Below are 14,577 nucleotides of genomic sequence, written 5' to 3'. Positions count from 1 at the left end.
ATCTACAAAATTATTTCCTTATTTCATTCTTAACCGGTAAACATAATACAAAGGTGTAAGACCACAGATAAAAATAACACCTCCTACAAGCAGACCTTCCCCCCATCCATAGCCAGGTGTAATTGAAATGAGAGAGGCAGAAATGACTACAATAGCTGTCAATACTGTTAAACTTATCATAAATGATTTTTTAGGATTAATGTTTTCTTTCTCATGTTCGATACTTACACTCATTGATAAATAAGCAGACACAACAGAAGTTAATATAAATAAAAACCAAAAAGGATTTGAACGCATTTGTTCAAGGCCGCCCTGAAAAAAATCGTATCCAAGTATACATAGAATACCAAGTGTTTGTATGGTATAAGCTATTTTAATATTTTGTAAATTTTTGAAGATAAGCCTCTCATCTGTAATCTTTTTCATTCAATATCCTCCTTTTCAATCCAAAAGATTTCATCTAATTTTGTATTTACTGTATAGCAAATTTGCAAGCATAGCTTTAATGATGGGTTGTATTTCCCTTTCTCAATAAGACTAACCGTTTGCCTTGTAATACCAACAGCTTCAGCCAATTGCTGTTGCGTCAAACCTACTCTTACACGAGCAACTTTTACTAAATTTTCCATAATACACCTCGATGTTAAAGTAACATATATATTCCATAATGTAAAATATAAATTACATAACGAGATTCTTCAGTTATACCGTATTTTGCACGAGAAAAGGCTGCCATGATATAGGCAGCCTTAGTTTTACTTATGAATCCTCCAAAGTAATATTGTAATGCTTAAACCATAAATGTACTTGAATCAAATAAGCAAGTAATTGCGGACCGGACATCAATTGCCCAAACCATGGCTTTTTAAATGAAGATCCTCCAGTATCAACAAGGGCTTTCAGCTGATCTTTATCGAAGAATTCGAATAGGGGGGAATCCCCATCCTCTAATAATTCCTCAAGCCAATCCTTCACAAGCTTTGTATAAAGAGGATTATGCGTTTTCGGATATGGGCTTTTCTTTCTGTATAAAACATCTTCTGGCAGGATCCCCTTCAAGGCTTTCCTTAGAATTCCCTTTTCCCGGTTACCGGCCATTTTCATATCCCACGGTATATTCCAAGCATATTCCACTAGACGATGATCTGCAAATGGAACACGTACCTCTAAACTTGCTCCCATACTCATTCGGTCTTTACGATCCAATAGATTGGTCATAAACCAGGTCATATTCAAATAAAATAACTGCCTTCTTTTTGTTTCCAAGTCGGATTCTCCCGAAAGCAAAGGTGTCTCCTGTAGGCTTTCTTGATATTTATGCTTTACATACTCTTCAAGAGATAGCTTTTTTCTCCATTCTTGTCTAAGTAATTGATTTCGTTCATGGATAGAGCGCATCCATGGAAAAGTATCGTTTGATAATTGTTCAGGATTATGAAACCATGGATAGCCTCCAAAAATCTCATCCGCACATTCTCCAGAAAGACCGACGACATAGTCCTCTTTGATTTTTCTGCAAAACCAAAGCAAGGAAGAATCGATATCTGCCATTCCCGGTAAATCTTTTACAATTACGGCCTCTCCCAAATTATTTATCAGTTCTTCCTGACTGATGACACAATAGTGATGTTTCGTACCAAATTCCTGATTCATTAGTTCAATCCAATGTCCATCCGCATTGGGCTGGAATTCATTCGCTTGAAAATGGGCAGCATTATCCTCATAATCAATCGAATACGTATTAAGAGCAGGTTTCCCATCCATCTGATATTGCTTGGCTGCGATTGCTGTAATGGCACTTGAATCAAGTCCGCCTGATAGGAATGTACATAACGGAACATCTGAAACCAATTGTCTTTTTACAGCATCCGTCACTAGAAAACGGACCTTTTCTACGGTTTCATCCAGACTCTCCTGATGTGTTTCACTCTTCACATTCCAATATCGGTTAATTTTAAGTCCTTCTCTATTAAAGGTTAAGGTATGTCCTGGGCGGAGTTCGTGAATATTTTTAAAAACCCCTGAACCAGGTGATCGAGATGGACCAAGTCCGAATATTTCTGCAAGTCCTTCTCTTGTCAAAACCGGCTTGACTGCCGGGTGAGCCATAATAGCTTTTATTTCAGAACCAAACAAAAATTGGCCATTTTTCAGGGAATAAAAAAAAGGTTTCACCCCTAATCGATCCCTTGCCACAAATAATTGTTGTTTGGCTTCATCCCAAATCGCAAAGGCAAATATCCCATTAAAAAAATCCACGCATTTTTCTTGCCATTCTATATAGGCAGTTAACAGAACTTCGGTGTCCGAATGGCCAGTAAATGAATATCCTTTTAATAGTAGTTCTTTTCGAATATCCTCAGTATTGTAAAGTTCACCATTGTAGCATAGTACAAATTGATTCCCATTTTTTTCACGGATCATAGGTTGTTTTCCACAGAGCGGATCCACCACAATGAGCCTTTTATGTCCCAAACCGACATGTTGGCTATCCCAAATATTCGTGTCATCCGGTCCACGTTTTGAGAGTGTATTTGTCATTTTAATGAGAATCTCTTTCTCTTGATCAATAGATCGATTAAATTCAACCCAGCCAGTAATACCGCACAAAATGCATCATCCTTTCAAACAAGCAAATGGCCCATTCCTGCTAACATGATATGCATCTTACACAAAGTTGTTAATTGTCCAACTTTAAGGGGTGGGGTTATAAAAGAAGATGCTTATGTTAAGAAATAGAAAACAGTGCCATAAATTTTATCATTACAAAACGGATATGCAGTAATTTGAGTTCTACATAGACTCTTTTATCTGCACTTGGAGGCGCACAAATGAAAAATCAACTTAGAAATCAACTATTAAGTAAACAGCTGCGAGCATATACAGAAGGAATCTTTGAAAACATCAATGATCAATGGGTCTTCTTCGATGAAGAAACAGATGAGGCATACCCACTTGAGGAATATATGAATAATGAGATATCCATTTATCGTAATAATCGTTGGAGAAAAGGGACATTAGTAGAAGACGGGAAGCTTTTATCGGGCAAAGAGCTTATTTTTATAAAAGATGAAGACCAGGTTCGTATTAAAAAAAATTTACAATACTCTTTGGAACGATTACTGGAGGAATTAAGGGATGATGCTTTCTTTCAATTCATCACGACGTTAAACAGCATGGATTTCTCTGCTTATGACTGTATCTATGGCTATAACCAATTATCCTTTTCATCTACAGCCCAGTCATCAGGCACGAACTTTTTCATTTTTGATAATGGTGATTATATCTGCTCTGTCCACCACCATTTTAACGAGCACAACAAAGAACAAAACCGCTTTGAATTTACCCTAAATACTGGAAAACGAATGATCATTGAAAAATTAGTAAAGAACAAGGATTAAGGACACTGGCAGCTCATTTCATTTTCACACATCTCCAATCCATTTTAAATCGTGATAACCTAAAGTACTTTCAGCTCGTGAGCACTTTAGGTTATATACTGTTTACTTCAAGTGACAGGCTGTCTGCTATAGGCAAATTACTTTTTAGAGGGGTTTTATTAGGAGGATACCCTATTTCAGGATTGATGTTTTTTCAGCATTTGCTGCAAATAAGCTTCTGATTGGCCTTTTGGTATACTAAGACTTTCCCACTCTTTACTCTTTATTTGTTTACCTATATAGACGATTTGTCCAATGTGATACGCATAATGAGCTAATTGTCTCTCAATAGCGTCTATTACCAAATGGCTTTCCGCACGTATATATACTTTCTTTAATAAATCTTCACCGCCTAAATTATGTAATGCTTTAAAGAGAGTATTCCATCCGTCTTCTAAAATACCGATCATTTCATCCTTTGTTAAAAGATGAGTTATAAATTCCTGTTCCCGATTCCGATTAGGCTTCTCTCCATCCGAATTCAAGAAATCGGTCCATCTAGATACCATATTGCCGCTTAAATGCTGTACGATAACAGCTACACTATTGGATTCCTCATTTAAAGCCCAATGTATATCTTCTTCTGATAATTGTGAAACTGCTTTATCTCCAAGACTTTTAACACTTTTAAATCGTTCCTTAATAATCCTTAAATACTCAGTCTCCATACTCATCAGTATCCTCCCACATCATAAGTCAGGAAATTTTCTTTCATTAACCGTAAGCATATTCTTGTTTAAAATCTACTTTGAACAATTTAACCAATATCAATAAAAAAGTTTTCTATGCTGCGGAAAGAGAATAGACACCATCCCATCCATCCAACTTTTACATATAAGCTATTCATTATCATCTTAATTACTGCACTTACAGATACCGTTTTGGTTTTTTGCTTTTTTGGATATTCCCAGATCCATTTTAAAAACTCGAAAGAAAATCTCTCCTCACAGCCTTCTCCCATATCTGGTCTTGTTTTATTTTGATATTGGAACATTCTTTTAAATGCTCTGTAAATGCAGATTGTTCTCGGTATATCAAGAAAGATTATCGTATCGGCTGCATTTATCCTTATATCCATCGTGCTACTGTAATTACCATCAATAATCCAATATTCTTTTGTTACTAACTCATATTGAACCTGTATTTGTTCCTCTTTAGGAACGCCTACCCATTTAGGTTTCCAAAATAATGAATCAAGATGATAGACATTTATATTCAACTTTTCACCTAGTTGTCTTGCTAAAGTTGATTTCCCTGAACCTCCAGAACCAATAAGCATGATTTTTTTCATATGATTCCCCTGTCAAAATAAAAGGTTTTAATTCTAAAAACTAAAGACAATATCCTTCTTCTATTACCGAACCTCAATATTATAATTTCAACATAATTAGTGTTAATCCTTCTTAAATCAACGTATCTAATGAACTCAAGCGAGTATTCCAAAATAGTAAAAATGCCGGCCACAATCATGCGGCCGACTTCATTTATTATTTTCTGATGATAAGGTAAAAAACTGCGCTAATAATCCCACCAATCAATCCATCCATCATATCAAACATCGTATCCTTATGATCTCGCCCTTGAGCGGTAAAATGAAATAATTGATCGCCCGCAAACTCGAGCAGCTCCCATGCACCAGCTAGACAAAGCGCAAAGATAACCATGAGACTAGCCAGAAACGCTTTCGGCAATTTTTGTGTAAGCTCCTCACCAATTATCTGCCTAGTTAGTACCAATGCTGCATACCCAAGCCAAATCCCGGAGGTAACATGAAGGAAATCATCAAAGTGCTTAATCGCGTACCCTCCGCCAAATGTACCAATTCCAACTGAAATGAAAATAAATATATACGTCATCATCATAAGCGGCCCGTCAAGCGGCTTTTTTGCTTTCCATTGCCAACCTCCTAAGACTACTAAGCTCATACAAGTTAAAATACCCATAAATCCTTTCGTACTGTCACCTTCTATGAACATTATTATCGTTGCAGCCCCCATTAACAGTGTAACTATCCAAAACGTGATTGTTTCGATTTTAATTCTATGCATCACTGTTTCTCCTCTCGCTGTCAAAAAAGTATATTTAGTAATAAAATATGCTGTATGTATGGATGCGTTTTATATTCTAATAAATAAAAAATGCCGCACATTTGGCGGCAGCATCAAGTATGATCCATCTGAACAACTAGCTCAATTAACATTACTCATTGTTTTGGTAAGAAAATTAATATGAACACCGCTATGCTACATGATATTCACACACTTCACTAACATAGCAAAATGCTTCTATCCTATTAAATAGATATGAAACTACCATTTGATGAAAAGAACACTTTATAATTTGAAGTGTTTTTTTATCTTTTGGGCAACTTGTTCTGCACTTAAATCTGTATTGTTAATTCTCAGGTAATTTTTCTTGTTTATCTCACCTTCAAGCGAATTTAATCGTAAGTTTTCCATTTAAAACCGGTCTTTTCTCCCATCACTTTCTTCCAAATAACTCGAGTAAGTACTCTATTTTTTCGGTGTCGAACCCATTGGCAAAAGAACGGTCTTTTCGGACCCCTGACCCAAAATGGTATTCCTTTGCATTCAGGAATGAATGCAATTCCTGAATATGCTCCTTAACCAGGCCACCGCCGATTAATATCTCAGGACCCGACCATACATCTGTTAAAGTAATCAGCTGCTGTAGTGTTTCCCTGCCTTCATAGGCTCTTCTTTCACCGCCGGAAGTTAGAATCCGCTTTACATGCTGGGAGTACTGACAAAGCACTTCGAGTCCCTCTACATAAGACTTTAGTTCATCGAACGCCCTATGGAACGTAATATCAAAATGCGGTACTTCCTTTATCACTTTCTCCAGTAGATCCTGGTCGATTTTCCCATTCCTCAAGCAGCCAAATACAATCCCTTGTACACCCAAATCTGAAAAGGCTTGAAGCTCTTCTTTCATCGACATCCAATCGAACTCATCATATTCAAAAGAATAGCTATGCGGTCGCAGCATCACCTGAACAGGTATCTTCACATTTTCGATTACACGTTTTATTGTTCCATAACTTGGGGTTAGTCCGCCTTCCGACATGGCAGACACTAATTCCAAACGGTTAAATCCAAGCTGCTCTGCTTTAATGGCATCTTTTTCATTTTCCACTATACATTCCAAAATCATATTATCACCTGCTGCTAGTTCACATTATTTAATCCACGGGATGATATCCCTATAGAGAAAATTATTATTTTATAAACTTCATTATAACAAAACGAACCGAGCGTTATTTTATAAAACAATCAAAATATAACCATTGGTCTAAATAGTAAGATTGAATACTATAAGGGTTTTCACCTTACAAATATAGGTTTAACCCCTTCCCTCTGTAAGTATCTGTAAGTTCAAAATCACAGTCACTAATTCCTTGGAATCACGACAGCATTGCACGCTTTTTCATAAAATTCCAGTGGTCCAGCCTGCCCGATGATTGCATATTCATAGCCTATTTCCTGCATCTCTCTTAAACAATGATGAAGGAGAATGAATCCTATTCCTTGGACTCGATTTGATAGAGTAGTACCCATCGGACCGAACAATCCCTTCCTTTTTCTTACTACATCAAAGCAAGCGAATCCAATAATTTGGTTATCGTCTAAAGCGATGAAAATAGGAATATTATCTTTTAAAAACCCATTTTCAATTGAGTCTAGCCACCTAGCTCCAAATTCACTTTCCACAAAGACTTTTAACGATGCGGCATCATTTGGCTCCGCTTTCCGATAATTTATATTACTTGTTAAAATACTTAGGAATTCATAATCCTTCAGAGGAACAGCCATATCTCTCGGGGAAGACATTATTCCAAGTATGCTGGAAACATCTAAGCCATCCAATATGGAATAGGTTGAAAAATCCTTACTTTTAAATATTGCATCAGAAAGATGTCCTTCATTTAAATAAATCTGGTTAAAGCGTTTCATTCGGTTACTTGCATGTATTAACACCTGATTAGTCGATAAAGAAATGTTCATTTTAAAGGGCTCATAACTGATTCCATGTTCGTAAGTATTCGAGTACACTTCTTTAATCCGCTTAACTAATAGCTCCCGAAGTTCTGGATTCTTAATAGATAGCTCAGCACAGACACCTGTCCTTTCAAGCAACATTCCTAATACTAAATGAACTGGATAAATGATATTAGTTGTCCTTTTGGCTTCTATTTCTGCATATTTAAAAATTCTCAAGGTACGTTCCGTAAATCTCAAGAACTTCATCTCCCTTCTGAATTTAAATTAATTCTAGAAGTAAAATGAAAAAACCTTTTATTATAATAAATTAGGAATTAGATTAAATAAAAAAAGCCCAGTCTCTATCGACTGAGCCACTGCTTATCCGAATAATTGAATACCAATAGGTAATCTAAAGCCTAGCAATAACACTAAAACAAACGCAATCCAAAACTGGATGAAGAAAGATTTGTGATTCTTTCCTTTTGATCGCTTCACGTTTGTCATTTCCATTGCAGCGATTACCCAAACACCAATAATCGTCTTGGCGATGTATTCACCACTAATATTGGAAACATTCATTAACATCATGATACCTGTTGCAATAATTAATATGTATAGTACCCTATTAATCATCATCATTATTTTTAAATTTTTACCTGTCATTTTTAAAGATACTAAGAACACAACAATAGATAATACCCACATAAAAATATGTTCATAAGTAGACCCGCTCATAAAATCCCCCCACTTTCAGCAATATTCAACATAATAGTAGCATACTAGGTTGTATTCTACGAACATTATGTATTTACAATTTATTTAGAAATGATAGATTTTAAAGTCCCAACCGATTCTATAGTTATTTCAATCACATCCCCGTCTTTTAAATAACGCGGTGGTTTAAACCCTTTTCCTACTCCTGCCGGTGTACCGGTCGCAATAATGTCGCCAGGCTCCAGCGTAATTCCCTTCGAAATAGTAGCGATGATTTCGTCAATTGGAAACAAAAATAATGACGTTCTGGCATGCTGCCTTGTTTCCCCGTTTACTTTTGTTTTAATTTCCAGATCATACGGATGTGGCACATGATCTTTTGAAACAATCCATGGACCCATTGGACACGTACCATCCAGGCTTTTTCCCAGGAAATATTGCTGATGCTTTGATTGCAAATCTCTTGCTGTAATATCGTTTAAGATGGTATATCCAAAAACATGATCATAAGCTTTTTCACGGGAAATAGAGGTTCCCTTTTTGCCAATTACAATAGCCAATTCCCCTTCATAGTCCAGCTCATTCGTTACTTCTGTATGAAGAGGCACAACTTGTTTATGGGCATTGACTGCGGTTGGAGCCTTCGTAAATACAATCATATCCTCCGGTGGAACCCCGCCATCAAATTCAGTAGCATGTGCAGCGTAATTTTTACCTACACAAAAAATATTTTTGTGCGGACGCGGAAGAGGAGCCAGCCATATTAAAGAGTCGATTGATTTACCTTCTGTTTTCTCTGCAGCTTGTACCCATCCCTGAAGCTTTGGCAGCCATGTTTCAGATTCTTCAATCAAAGCCTGTAAAGAAGTTGGCAATCCTTTCAGTACCTCACTGGATTGCCTAATTACTTCTAAAGAATAAAATAAATCCTGATCAATCAGTCCTGCTACTGCTTGTCCATTATCATTGACGGTTGAAAATTTCATCCTTCCCACATTCCTTTCATATTGGTTTAAAACCATTTATGCAGCTCTTCCCTGCTACTAAAATGATAAATTACGTATCTCTATCCTTTTAAGCTATACTCTTATTAAACTGCGTTCCACCTTTATTAAAATGTATCATATACCTTTTCCCGCTTGAATGATGCTTTGTCCCAGTAAGTAACGATTCTCCAGCCATATTCAATTGGTCCCATTCTAAAAGAGCGTAACCAATATTTTGTATATACCATTTGAAACAGGATAATCAATACAGCTAATAAAGTACCCATAAAAGCTCCCACTTCGCCATATAGCCCTAGTCCATATGAATAAAAGATCAGCGTACATAGAATGGAGTGCATAAGGTAATTTGTAAGCGACATTCTTCCCAGTCTGACAAAAGGAACAGCCATTTTTCTAACCTTTGGAGATTGCTCATAAATAAGAGTAATCCCTGTTATAATGGCCAGTGTCAGGAGGGGCCCACCAAAAATATCCTGCCAAAATTCAGTAGCATAATTTTGGCTCGACAGATACGGATACATTTTCAAAAGCAGTCCTATAGGCAATGATACAAGGAACATGATCTGTAACTTTTTCTGATGAACCTTCAGATTGGTGAGCCATTCCAATTTGGCAAATGCCATTCCTGCCAAAATACATGGAAAAACGGATAAAAATAAAAAAAACATATTTGCCGGTCCATTGACAGCAGCCCAGTCATTAAATCTCAGTGAAAAAATCTCAGTGAACGTCCCGCTTGAATAGATTTCAATGGCTTTATTTATTTTTGAAAAATCGGTATTTAACAATCCAGATGTTGGGGTCAATAATTCGAGCAGTAGAATGAGCAGCCCAAATATTCCATAAGGAATGGTATATAACCATACTGATAAACGAAGCAATGTTTTACCCTTTAATCGATAAACAAGCAGCAAAAGTAATCCACAGACGGCATATGTGATTAAAATATCACCATGCCAAATTAAAAATGCATGAATTATGCCCAGCAATAGTAAAAAGATCATCCGCCTTGTAAATAAAACAGGAAACGATATCCCCTTTTGTTCTGCCCTAGTCATTAAAATAATCGTACCGAACCCAAACAAAAAGGCAAAAAGCGGATAAAAATTCCCCTGTGCCAAAATATCAATGAGTGCATATGTATAGAGATCTAGATTGTTATCCCAATAATCTAATTCAAGATACAAAAAAGGCGAATGAAAATCGAGCATATTGACCAATAAAATTCCTACAATTGAAATCCCACGCAGAAAATCAACCACATGTATCCTTTGTTTATCCGTTATGGATTGCAATAGAACACCCCATCTCTCCTAAAAATTTCTTATAAAACCAGTTTAGCAGTTTCTGCTAAAATCCCCTACATAATTATCTGTTTTTTCTGAAGCACAGAGGTTCCCTCACCTTTCAGCCCATTCCTCATATACTGTTAAAGAACGTTAAGATGGTAGATATAGGTATACCCAAGGAAGGTGTTAAATGTGCCAGGTATTGTAGGTGTTGTCCAAATTCTCAGTGTAGGGAGCAGCGGTGTATTTAATGTGGGGGATATTTACAAGGTCACTCCCTACTCTAATGCTAAAACATTTTCCGGAGCGGGTTCATTTAATACGGGTGATTATGTGGCTGTAAACAATCCTTACAGTGCTACGAATACGTTTGATGCAGATGTTGTCGATCAACCAATTGCATTTACGTTATAGAGGTGAAAAAAATTGAACATCTTTGTTAAGCAAACGATTATGATTAATACCATTAAAATTAACGCAATCGCCAATGCATCCGTCCTGCAAATCGGCAGTGCCGGTATCATCAAGTCCAAGTCACTCATGACCAATTCCGGTGGCTTTGAGGCACCTGCTCCGGAAGCGCACCATCCCCTTTTTGAGACTGAAGAAGATTCTCCGCAGGTTCAAGTCCAGAATAGGAAAGGATGAGTCATGTGCAGCAGGATTTAACCCAATTCCTACACTACTTACAAAATACGCTGGAATATCAACAGCAGGCTATCCGCAAACTGGAAGAAGACGTAAAGAGATTAAAAGAAGAATTAACAGAGGCAAAACATCAGGCACCGATTCGAGTCGATCGGATAGAATATAAATTTGACCAACTGAAAGTGGAAAGATTGGAGGGTACCTTAAATATTGGGCTAACCCCATCAGATTTAGAAAAAATCGATGAGTTGGCCATCAATAATCACACTCCTCCCGGTCCATTTCTCTTTCCATCCAGGGATGAATTTGTCCATCAACTAACGAGCGAGGTTTTACTTGACCTAAATAATCAGAAGGATGAAATCTTTAAAAGAGCCGAACATATCTGCGAACAAAAAGCGGATGAAACCATGCGCTCCTTTATCATGGAGGATCTAGCCCGGCAGCTTCCTCAGCGCATTCATCATTATTTGGACCAAACGCCACCTCATAACCGGACTGAGCAAAAAATCCCGGCAATTCGGGAGCAAATATTAGAAGTACTCAAAACAGATATCGAAAACGCCATCATCAGATTTATAGAGGTTTATCCTGATTCAATGAAGGAGCAGTGAGCAATGTGATGAATTTCCATGTCGTAAACGAACAAATTAAGGTTGGCTGTATAAAGTTGATATCTGTATCGAGCGCCTCTGCTATTAAAGTCGGCGATACAGAAACCATGCAGCTATTTGCTGCCTCTGACACGCCATTAAACGCATTAGAATTTGGACCCTTGCAGCCTATTGTTAATCGTTAAAGAGGACCATGCCATGTGGGAAAGAACATCGATAGTCGATCATATTCATGTATCCATTTTATCAAGGGGATCTACATTTGATATAGGAGAACTTCAATATAGTTACTCAGTTGACAATGTCCTTGCCTATCAGCGGGAACAGGAAATTTTTTACGGACAGGAAGGTGATTTCGGAGATTACAAAGTATTTTACACAGTTCCTGACTTTGAACCAATTGAAGAAATGGTCCATATCAATTTTGAGAATGTTAATCCATACCTTTTTGTTGATTGCATCCGAACACAGGCCATCTCTGCTTCCTCTTTATTACAGGTAGGAAACGGCCGGTTTATCCGATCCGAAACTAGAGTCATGAATGTAAGACAGCTTCTTAATCGGCCCAAAAATGAAAGAAGGGAGGAAACTTAATGCCTGCTCTTGTAGGTTCCGTTCAAGTCCTTAATGCAGGAAGCGGAATTATTCAATTCGGCGACTCTCTGGTTATCTCCCCAAAATATGCAACTAAAAGTGTGAATGGATCAGGTTCTGGAATTACCGGTGGAATTATTTTTGATACAAATGGACTTAGCGGAAACTCCGTTATTGGTATAAATGGGGTTGATCAGCCCATCTCTGCGAATAATTAATCAATCACCTTTTTCCGGCCTTATAGCCGGATTTTTTTATACGCGGTAATTTACCTGCCGGCTGCTTTACAATCCACTTTAAATATTTCTTGATTTCAGGATCATCTCTCAGTTTCTCAATCGTATTAAGTCTGACAGCCAAATCCAAATTTGGATAAAGAGCATGTATCTGTTTATGGCATGGAATGCATAGCTTGGAGGTATCATTGGGGCCCCCACCATATTCGCGTGGAATTAAATGGTGAATCGTCCGTTCGACATCATTTCGTAGACAGAGTTCACATACACCGCTCCTTGCTTTACTCATATAATCCCCTCCTTTTCATACCTTTTCCTAAATTAGCACAATGATCGTATTCATTTATATTTCCATTATTAAGTGACATCCATTCCTGTTTTACTCCTATCTATATCGTTTTATTTCACTTGAACAAGTCTAAAGTCTTACTATTTTTATTTTTAACAATATAGTAGTATATTTTCCTTGAAGGGTATGGATATTTACTGGTAAGAACTTAATATCCAATTTACAGATTGGGGGAACTTATTCATGAATTATAAAAATGTGACAGTTGCAGGCAGTGGGGTTTTAGGGAGTCAAATCGCTTTTCAAACAGCCTTTAAAGGCTTTAATGTCACCATTTATGATATTAATGAGAGCGCCATTGAACAAGCAAAGAATCGTATCACCGATTTAGAAGATACCTACATTGCCTATTTTAAAAATGAACAGGAAGCAGCCCGGTCTGCTCAATCACGTATTCAATATGCAACAGACTTAAAAATCGCAACAGCTAATGCCGACTTGGTCATCGAAGCTATTCCAGAGTTAAAAGAAATCAAAATTAACTTTTACACTGAGTTGAGTAAAGTTGCACCTGAACATACGGTGTTTGCAACAAACTCTTCTACGATGCTTCCTAGTGATTTTGCCGAATATACCGGACGTCCGGAGAAATTCCTGGCCCTGCACTTCGCAAACCGCGTTTGGATGAATAATACTGGAGAAGTCATGCCACATCCTCAAACTGATGACCAAGTGGTTGAAGATGTATTGCAATTCGCAGCCGCAATTGGAATGGTTCCGCTCCATATAAAAAAAGAGCAACCTGGCTATATTCTAAACAGCTTACTCGTTCCATTACTGGATGCAGCCCAAAATCTATGGGGAAATGGAGTAGCGGATCCATATACAATCGATAAAACATGGATGATTGCTACAGGTGCACCTCTTGGACCATTTGCGATTATTGATGTAGTCGGTTTGGAAACAGTTTATAACATCGTCAGTACTAAAGCAGCAAAGCATCCAAATCCAGAGCAAAATCCATTCAAGGACATTGCAGATTTAGTCAAAACAGAATTTATTAACAAAGGCAAATTGGGTATGAAAACAGGGGAAGGATTCTATAAATATCCGAATCCAGCCTATAAGAAAAAAGACTTTCTACAGCCTTAAACCAGATCACTGATACTTCTAAGATAAATCCTATTGGCATAAATGCTAATAGGATTTCTTTAGGTCCACTGAAGAAGGATTTTAAAAATATATCAAGAATCTTTATATAAGATTAAAAGGGAGGTTATGTATTAAATGAATGATATTGTCGATTTGCTTGATACAAAAAAACCTGGAGTTACAGATTTAGATATAAAATTAGCAGAAGAACACTTAGATGAAATTTCCCCAAACAGTATAAAGATCTCTTTAAACTATCTAACCAAGCACAGATTGATGAATGGATCCTTTTCCCAATTAAAGATCCTAGAAATTTAAAAAGAACATGGGATGATATTGTAAGACAAAATAAAGATATGCGAGACGAAGAAATGGATAAAAATCTCATATCTATTGGCGAGGATGGTACAGGGGACAAATTATGCTATAAGATTGTAGATACAAACCTGGATGATAAAATTTATATTTGGTATCACGAAACCGGCGAACTAGAAGAAGTAGCTTCTAACTTGAAAAAATTTATCGTATCGGTCCAATAATAAATGATATAGCGATTCCTGTTGGCCATTTATTTTCCCAAATTAGACAGT

20 protein-coding genes and 1 pseudogene are annotated in these 14,577 nt (G+C 37.0%); 9 read left to right on the top strand and 12 right to left on the bottom strand.

Annotated elements, in window-relative coordinates; genetic code table 11:
- Positions 1–18: 18 nt before the first annotated feature.
- From F7984_RS04595 to asnB, 3 genes are all read right to left on the bottom strand, one after another.
- On the bottom strand, positions 19–426 hold the full coding sequence (locus F7984_RS04595) for a hypothetical protein (protein ID WP_066101603.1): 408 nt from the start codon (positions 424–426) through the stop codon (positions 19–21).
- Positions 423–629, bottom strand: a complete 207-nt coding sequence (locus F7984_RS04590; RefSeq protein ID WP_066101605.1) for a helix-turn-helix transcriptional regulator — start codon at positions 627–629, stop codon at positions 423–425. The genes F7984_RS04595 and F7984_RS04590 overlap by 4 nt, the downstream gene beginning before the upstream one ends.
- 130 nt (positions 630–759) lie before the next feature.
- A complete protein-coding gene (gene asnB / locus F7984_RS04585) occupies positions 760–2,610 on the bottom strand; it encodes an asparagine synthase (glutamine-hydrolyzing) (protein WP_140461146.1) in 1,851 nt (616 codons plus the stop codon).
- A gap of 221 nt (positions 2,611–2,831) precedes the next feature.
- Here asnB and F7984_RS04580 point away from each other — a divergent pair, with 221 nt between their 5' ends.
- A complete protein-coding gene (locus F7984_RS04580; RefSeq protein ID WP_066101611.1) occupies positions 2,832–3,401 on the top strand; it encodes a DUF2777 family protein in 570 nt (189 codons plus the stop codon).
- Positions 3,402–3,577: 176 nt separating this feature from the next.
- Here the strand turns inward: F7984_RS04580 and F7984_RS04575 are convergent, their stop codons facing one another.
- From F7984_RS04575 to F7984_RS04535, 8 genes are all read right to left on the bottom strand, one after another.
- A complete protein-coding gene (locus F7984_RS04575; RefSeq protein ID WP_140461145.1) occupies positions 3,578–4,114 on the bottom strand; it encodes a DUF1572 family protein in 537 nt (178 codons plus the stop codon).
- Between the two features lie 83 nt (positions 4,115–4,197).
- Positions 4,198–4,731: a DNA topology modulation protein gene (locus F7984_RS04570; RefSeq protein WP_140461144.1), complete on the bottom strand. Its 534-nt coding sequence runs from the start codon at positions 4,729–4,731 to the stop codon at positions 4,198–4,200.
- A 196-nt stretch (positions 4,732–4,927) separates the two neighbouring features.
- Positions 4,928–5,488 carry a DUF2238 domain-containing protein gene (locus F7984_RS04565; protein ID WP_140461143.1) on the bottom strand — a complete coding sequence of 187 codons (561 nt, stop codon included), beginning with the start codon at positions 5,486–5,488 and terminating at the stop codon, positions 4,928–4,930.
- A gap of 433 nt (positions 5,489–5,921) precedes the next feature.
- Positions 5,922–6,614 (bottom strand): copper homeostasis protein CutC, encoded by a 693-nt coding sequence (locus F7984_RS04555; RefSeq protein ID WP_140461142.1) that lies wholly within the window; start codon positions 6,612–6,614, stop codon positions 5,922–5,924.
- Between the two features lie 236 nt (positions 6,615–6,850).
- On the bottom strand, positions 6,851–7,699 hold the full coding sequence (locus F7984_RS04550) for a GNAT family N-acetyltransferase (protein WP_175354224.1): 849 nt from the start codon (positions 7,697–7,699) through the stop codon (positions 6,851–6,853).
- Between the two features lie 123 nt (positions 7,700–7,822).
- Positions 7,823–8,179 carry a YisL family protein gene (locus F7984_RS04545; RefSeq protein ID WP_066101632.1) on the bottom strand — a complete coding sequence of 119 codons (357 nt, stop codon included), beginning with the start codon at positions 8,177–8,179 and terminating at the stop codon, positions 7,823–7,825.
- 80 nt (positions 8,180–8,259) lie between these two features.
- Complete coding sequence (locus tag F7984_RS04540) at positions 8,260–9,144, bottom strand: fumarylacetoacetate hydrolase family protein (RefSeq protein ID WP_066102390.1); 885 nt, start codon at positions 9,142–9,144, stop codon at positions 8,260–8,262.
- A gap of 125 nt (positions 9,145–9,269) precedes the next feature.
- Positions 9,270–10,460, bottom strand: a complete 1,191-nt coding sequence (locus tag F7984_RS04535; protein ID WP_066101635.1) for a DUF418 domain-containing protein — start codon at positions 10,458–10,460, stop codon at positions 9,270–9,272.
- 186 nt (positions 10,461–10,646) lie between these two features.
- Between F7984_RS04535 and F7984_RS04530 the strand changes: the two genes are divergently transcribed.
- The 6 genes from F7984_RS04530 to F7984_RS04505 are packed head-to-tail and all read left to right on the top strand — an operon-like array spanning position 10,647 to position 12,528.
- Entirely contained in the window at positions 10,647–10,868 is a 222-nt protein-coding gene (locus F7984_RS04530) for a spore germination protein (RefSeq protein WP_066101638.1), read from the top strand.
- 12 nt (positions 10,869–10,880) lie between these two features.
- Positions 10,881–11,102, top strand: coding sequence for a spore germination protein GerPB (locus F7984_RS04525; protein ID WP_066101641.1), 222 nt, complete (start codon positions 10,881–10,883; stop codon positions 11,100–11,102).
- Positions 11,103–11,107: 5 nt separating this feature from the next.
- Complete coding sequence (gerPC, locus tag F7984_RS04520) at positions 11,108–11,716, top strand: spore germination protein GerPC (RefSeq protein ID WP_066101644.1); 609 nt, start codon at positions 11,108–11,110, stop codon at positions 11,714–11,716.
- Positions 11,717–11,721: 5 nt separating this feature from the next.
- Positions 11,722–11,901 (top strand): hypothetical protein, encoded by a 180-nt coding sequence (locus F7984_RS04515; protein WP_066101647.1) that lies wholly within the window; start codon positions 11,722–11,724, stop codon positions 11,899–11,901.
- A 13-nt stretch (positions 11,902–11,914) separates the two neighbouring features.
- Complete coding sequence (locus F7984_RS04510) at positions 11,915–12,310, top strand: spore germination protein GerPE (protein ID WP_066101649.1); 396 nt, start codon at positions 11,915–11,917, stop codon at positions 12,308–12,310.
- Positions 12,310–12,528 carry a spore germination protein gene (locus tag F7984_RS04505; RefSeq protein ID WP_066101652.1) on the top strand — a complete coding sequence of 73 codons (219 nt, stop codon included), beginning with the start codon at positions 12,310–12,312 and terminating at the stop codon, positions 12,526–12,528. Before F7984_RS04510 ends, F7984_RS04505 begins: the two co-directional genes overlap by 1 nt.
- 4 nt (positions 12,529–12,532) lie before the next feature.
- Here the strand turns inward: F7984_RS04505 and F7984_RS04500 are convergent, their stop codons facing one another.
- Positions 12,533–12,835 (bottom strand): HNH endonuclease signature motif containing protein, encoded by a 303-nt coding sequence (locus tag F7984_RS04500; RefSeq protein ID WP_066101654.1) that lies wholly within the window; start codon positions 12,833–12,835, stop codon positions 12,533–12,535.
- A 243-nt stretch (positions 12,836–13,078) separates the two neighbouring features.
- Here F7984_RS04500 and F7984_RS04495 point away from each other — a divergent pair, with 243 nt between their 5' ends.
- Together F7984_RS04495 and F7984_RS04490 are read left to right on the top strand one after the other, a co-directional pair.
- Positions 13,079–13,987: a 3-hydroxyacyl-CoA dehydrogenase gene (locus F7984_RS04495; protein ID WP_066101657.1), complete on the top strand. Its 909-nt coding sequence runs from the start codon at positions 13,079–13,081 to the stop codon at positions 13,985–13,987.
- A gap of 135 nt (positions 13,988–14,122) precedes the next feature.
- Positions 14,123–14,526: pseudogene (locus F7984_RS04490) on the top strand (SMI1/KNR4 family protein).
- The last annotated feature ends 51 nt before the right edge of the window (positions 14,527–14,577 follow it).

It is taken from the genome of Pradoshia sp. D12 (assembly GCF_008935075.1).
GTDB lineage: Bacteria > Bacillota > Bacilli > Bacillales > Pradoshiaceae > Pradoshia.
This window is presented reverse-complemented; position numbering and strand designations above follow the sequence as displayed.

Coding starts and splice junctions, on each gene's coding strand:
- F7984_RS04590 (WP_066101605.1), bottom strand. CDS start 629: ATGGAAAATTTAGTAAAAGTTGCTCGTGTAAGAGTAGGTTTGACGCAA.
- F7984_RS04570 (WP_140461144.1), bottom strand. CDS start 4,731: ATGAAAAAAATCATGCTTATTGGTTCTGGAGGTTCAGGGAAATCAACT.
- F7984_RS04495 (WP_066101657.1), top strand. CDS start 13,079: ATGAATTATAAAAATGTGACAGTTGCAGGCAGTGGGGTTTTAGGGAGT.
- F7984_RS04580 (WP_066101611.1), top strand. CDS start 2,832: ATGAAAAATCAACTTAGAAATCAACTATTAAGTAAACAGCTGCGAGCA.
- F7984_RS04575 (WP_140461145.1), bottom strand. CDS start 4,114: ATGAGTATGGAGACTGAGTATTTAAGGATTATTAAGGAACGATTTAAA.
- F7984_RS04505 (WP_066101652.1), top strand. CDS start 12,310: ATGCCTGCTCTTGTAGGTTCCGTTCAAGTCCTTAATGCAGGAAGCGGA.
- F7984_RS04510 (WP_066101649.1), top strand. CDS start 11,915: ATGTGGGAAAGAACATCGATAGTCGATCATATTCATGTATCCATTTTA.
- F7984_RS04540 (WP_066102390.1), bottom strand. CDS start 9,144: ATGAAATTTTCAACCGTCAATGATAATGGACAAGCAGTAGCAGGACTG.
- F7984_RS04555 (WP_140461142.1), bottom strand. CDS start 6,614: ATGATTTTGGAATGTATAGTGGAAAATGAAAAAGATGCCATTAAAGCA.
- F7984_RS04500 (WP_066101654.1), bottom strand. CDS start 12,835: ATGAGTAAAGCAAGGAGCGGTGTATGTGAACTCTGTCTACGAAATGAT.
- F7984_RS04565 (WP_140461143.1), bottom strand. CDS start 5,488: ATGCATAGAATTAAAATCGAAACAATCACGTTTTGGATAGTTACACTG.
- F7984_RS04545 (WP_066101632.1), bottom strand. CDS start 8,179: ATGAGCGGGTCTACTTATGAACATATTTTTATGTGGGTATTATCTATT.
- F7984_RS04595 (WP_066101603.1), bottom strand. CDS start 426: ATGAAAAAGATTACAGATGAGAGGCTTATCTTCAAAAATTTACAAAAT.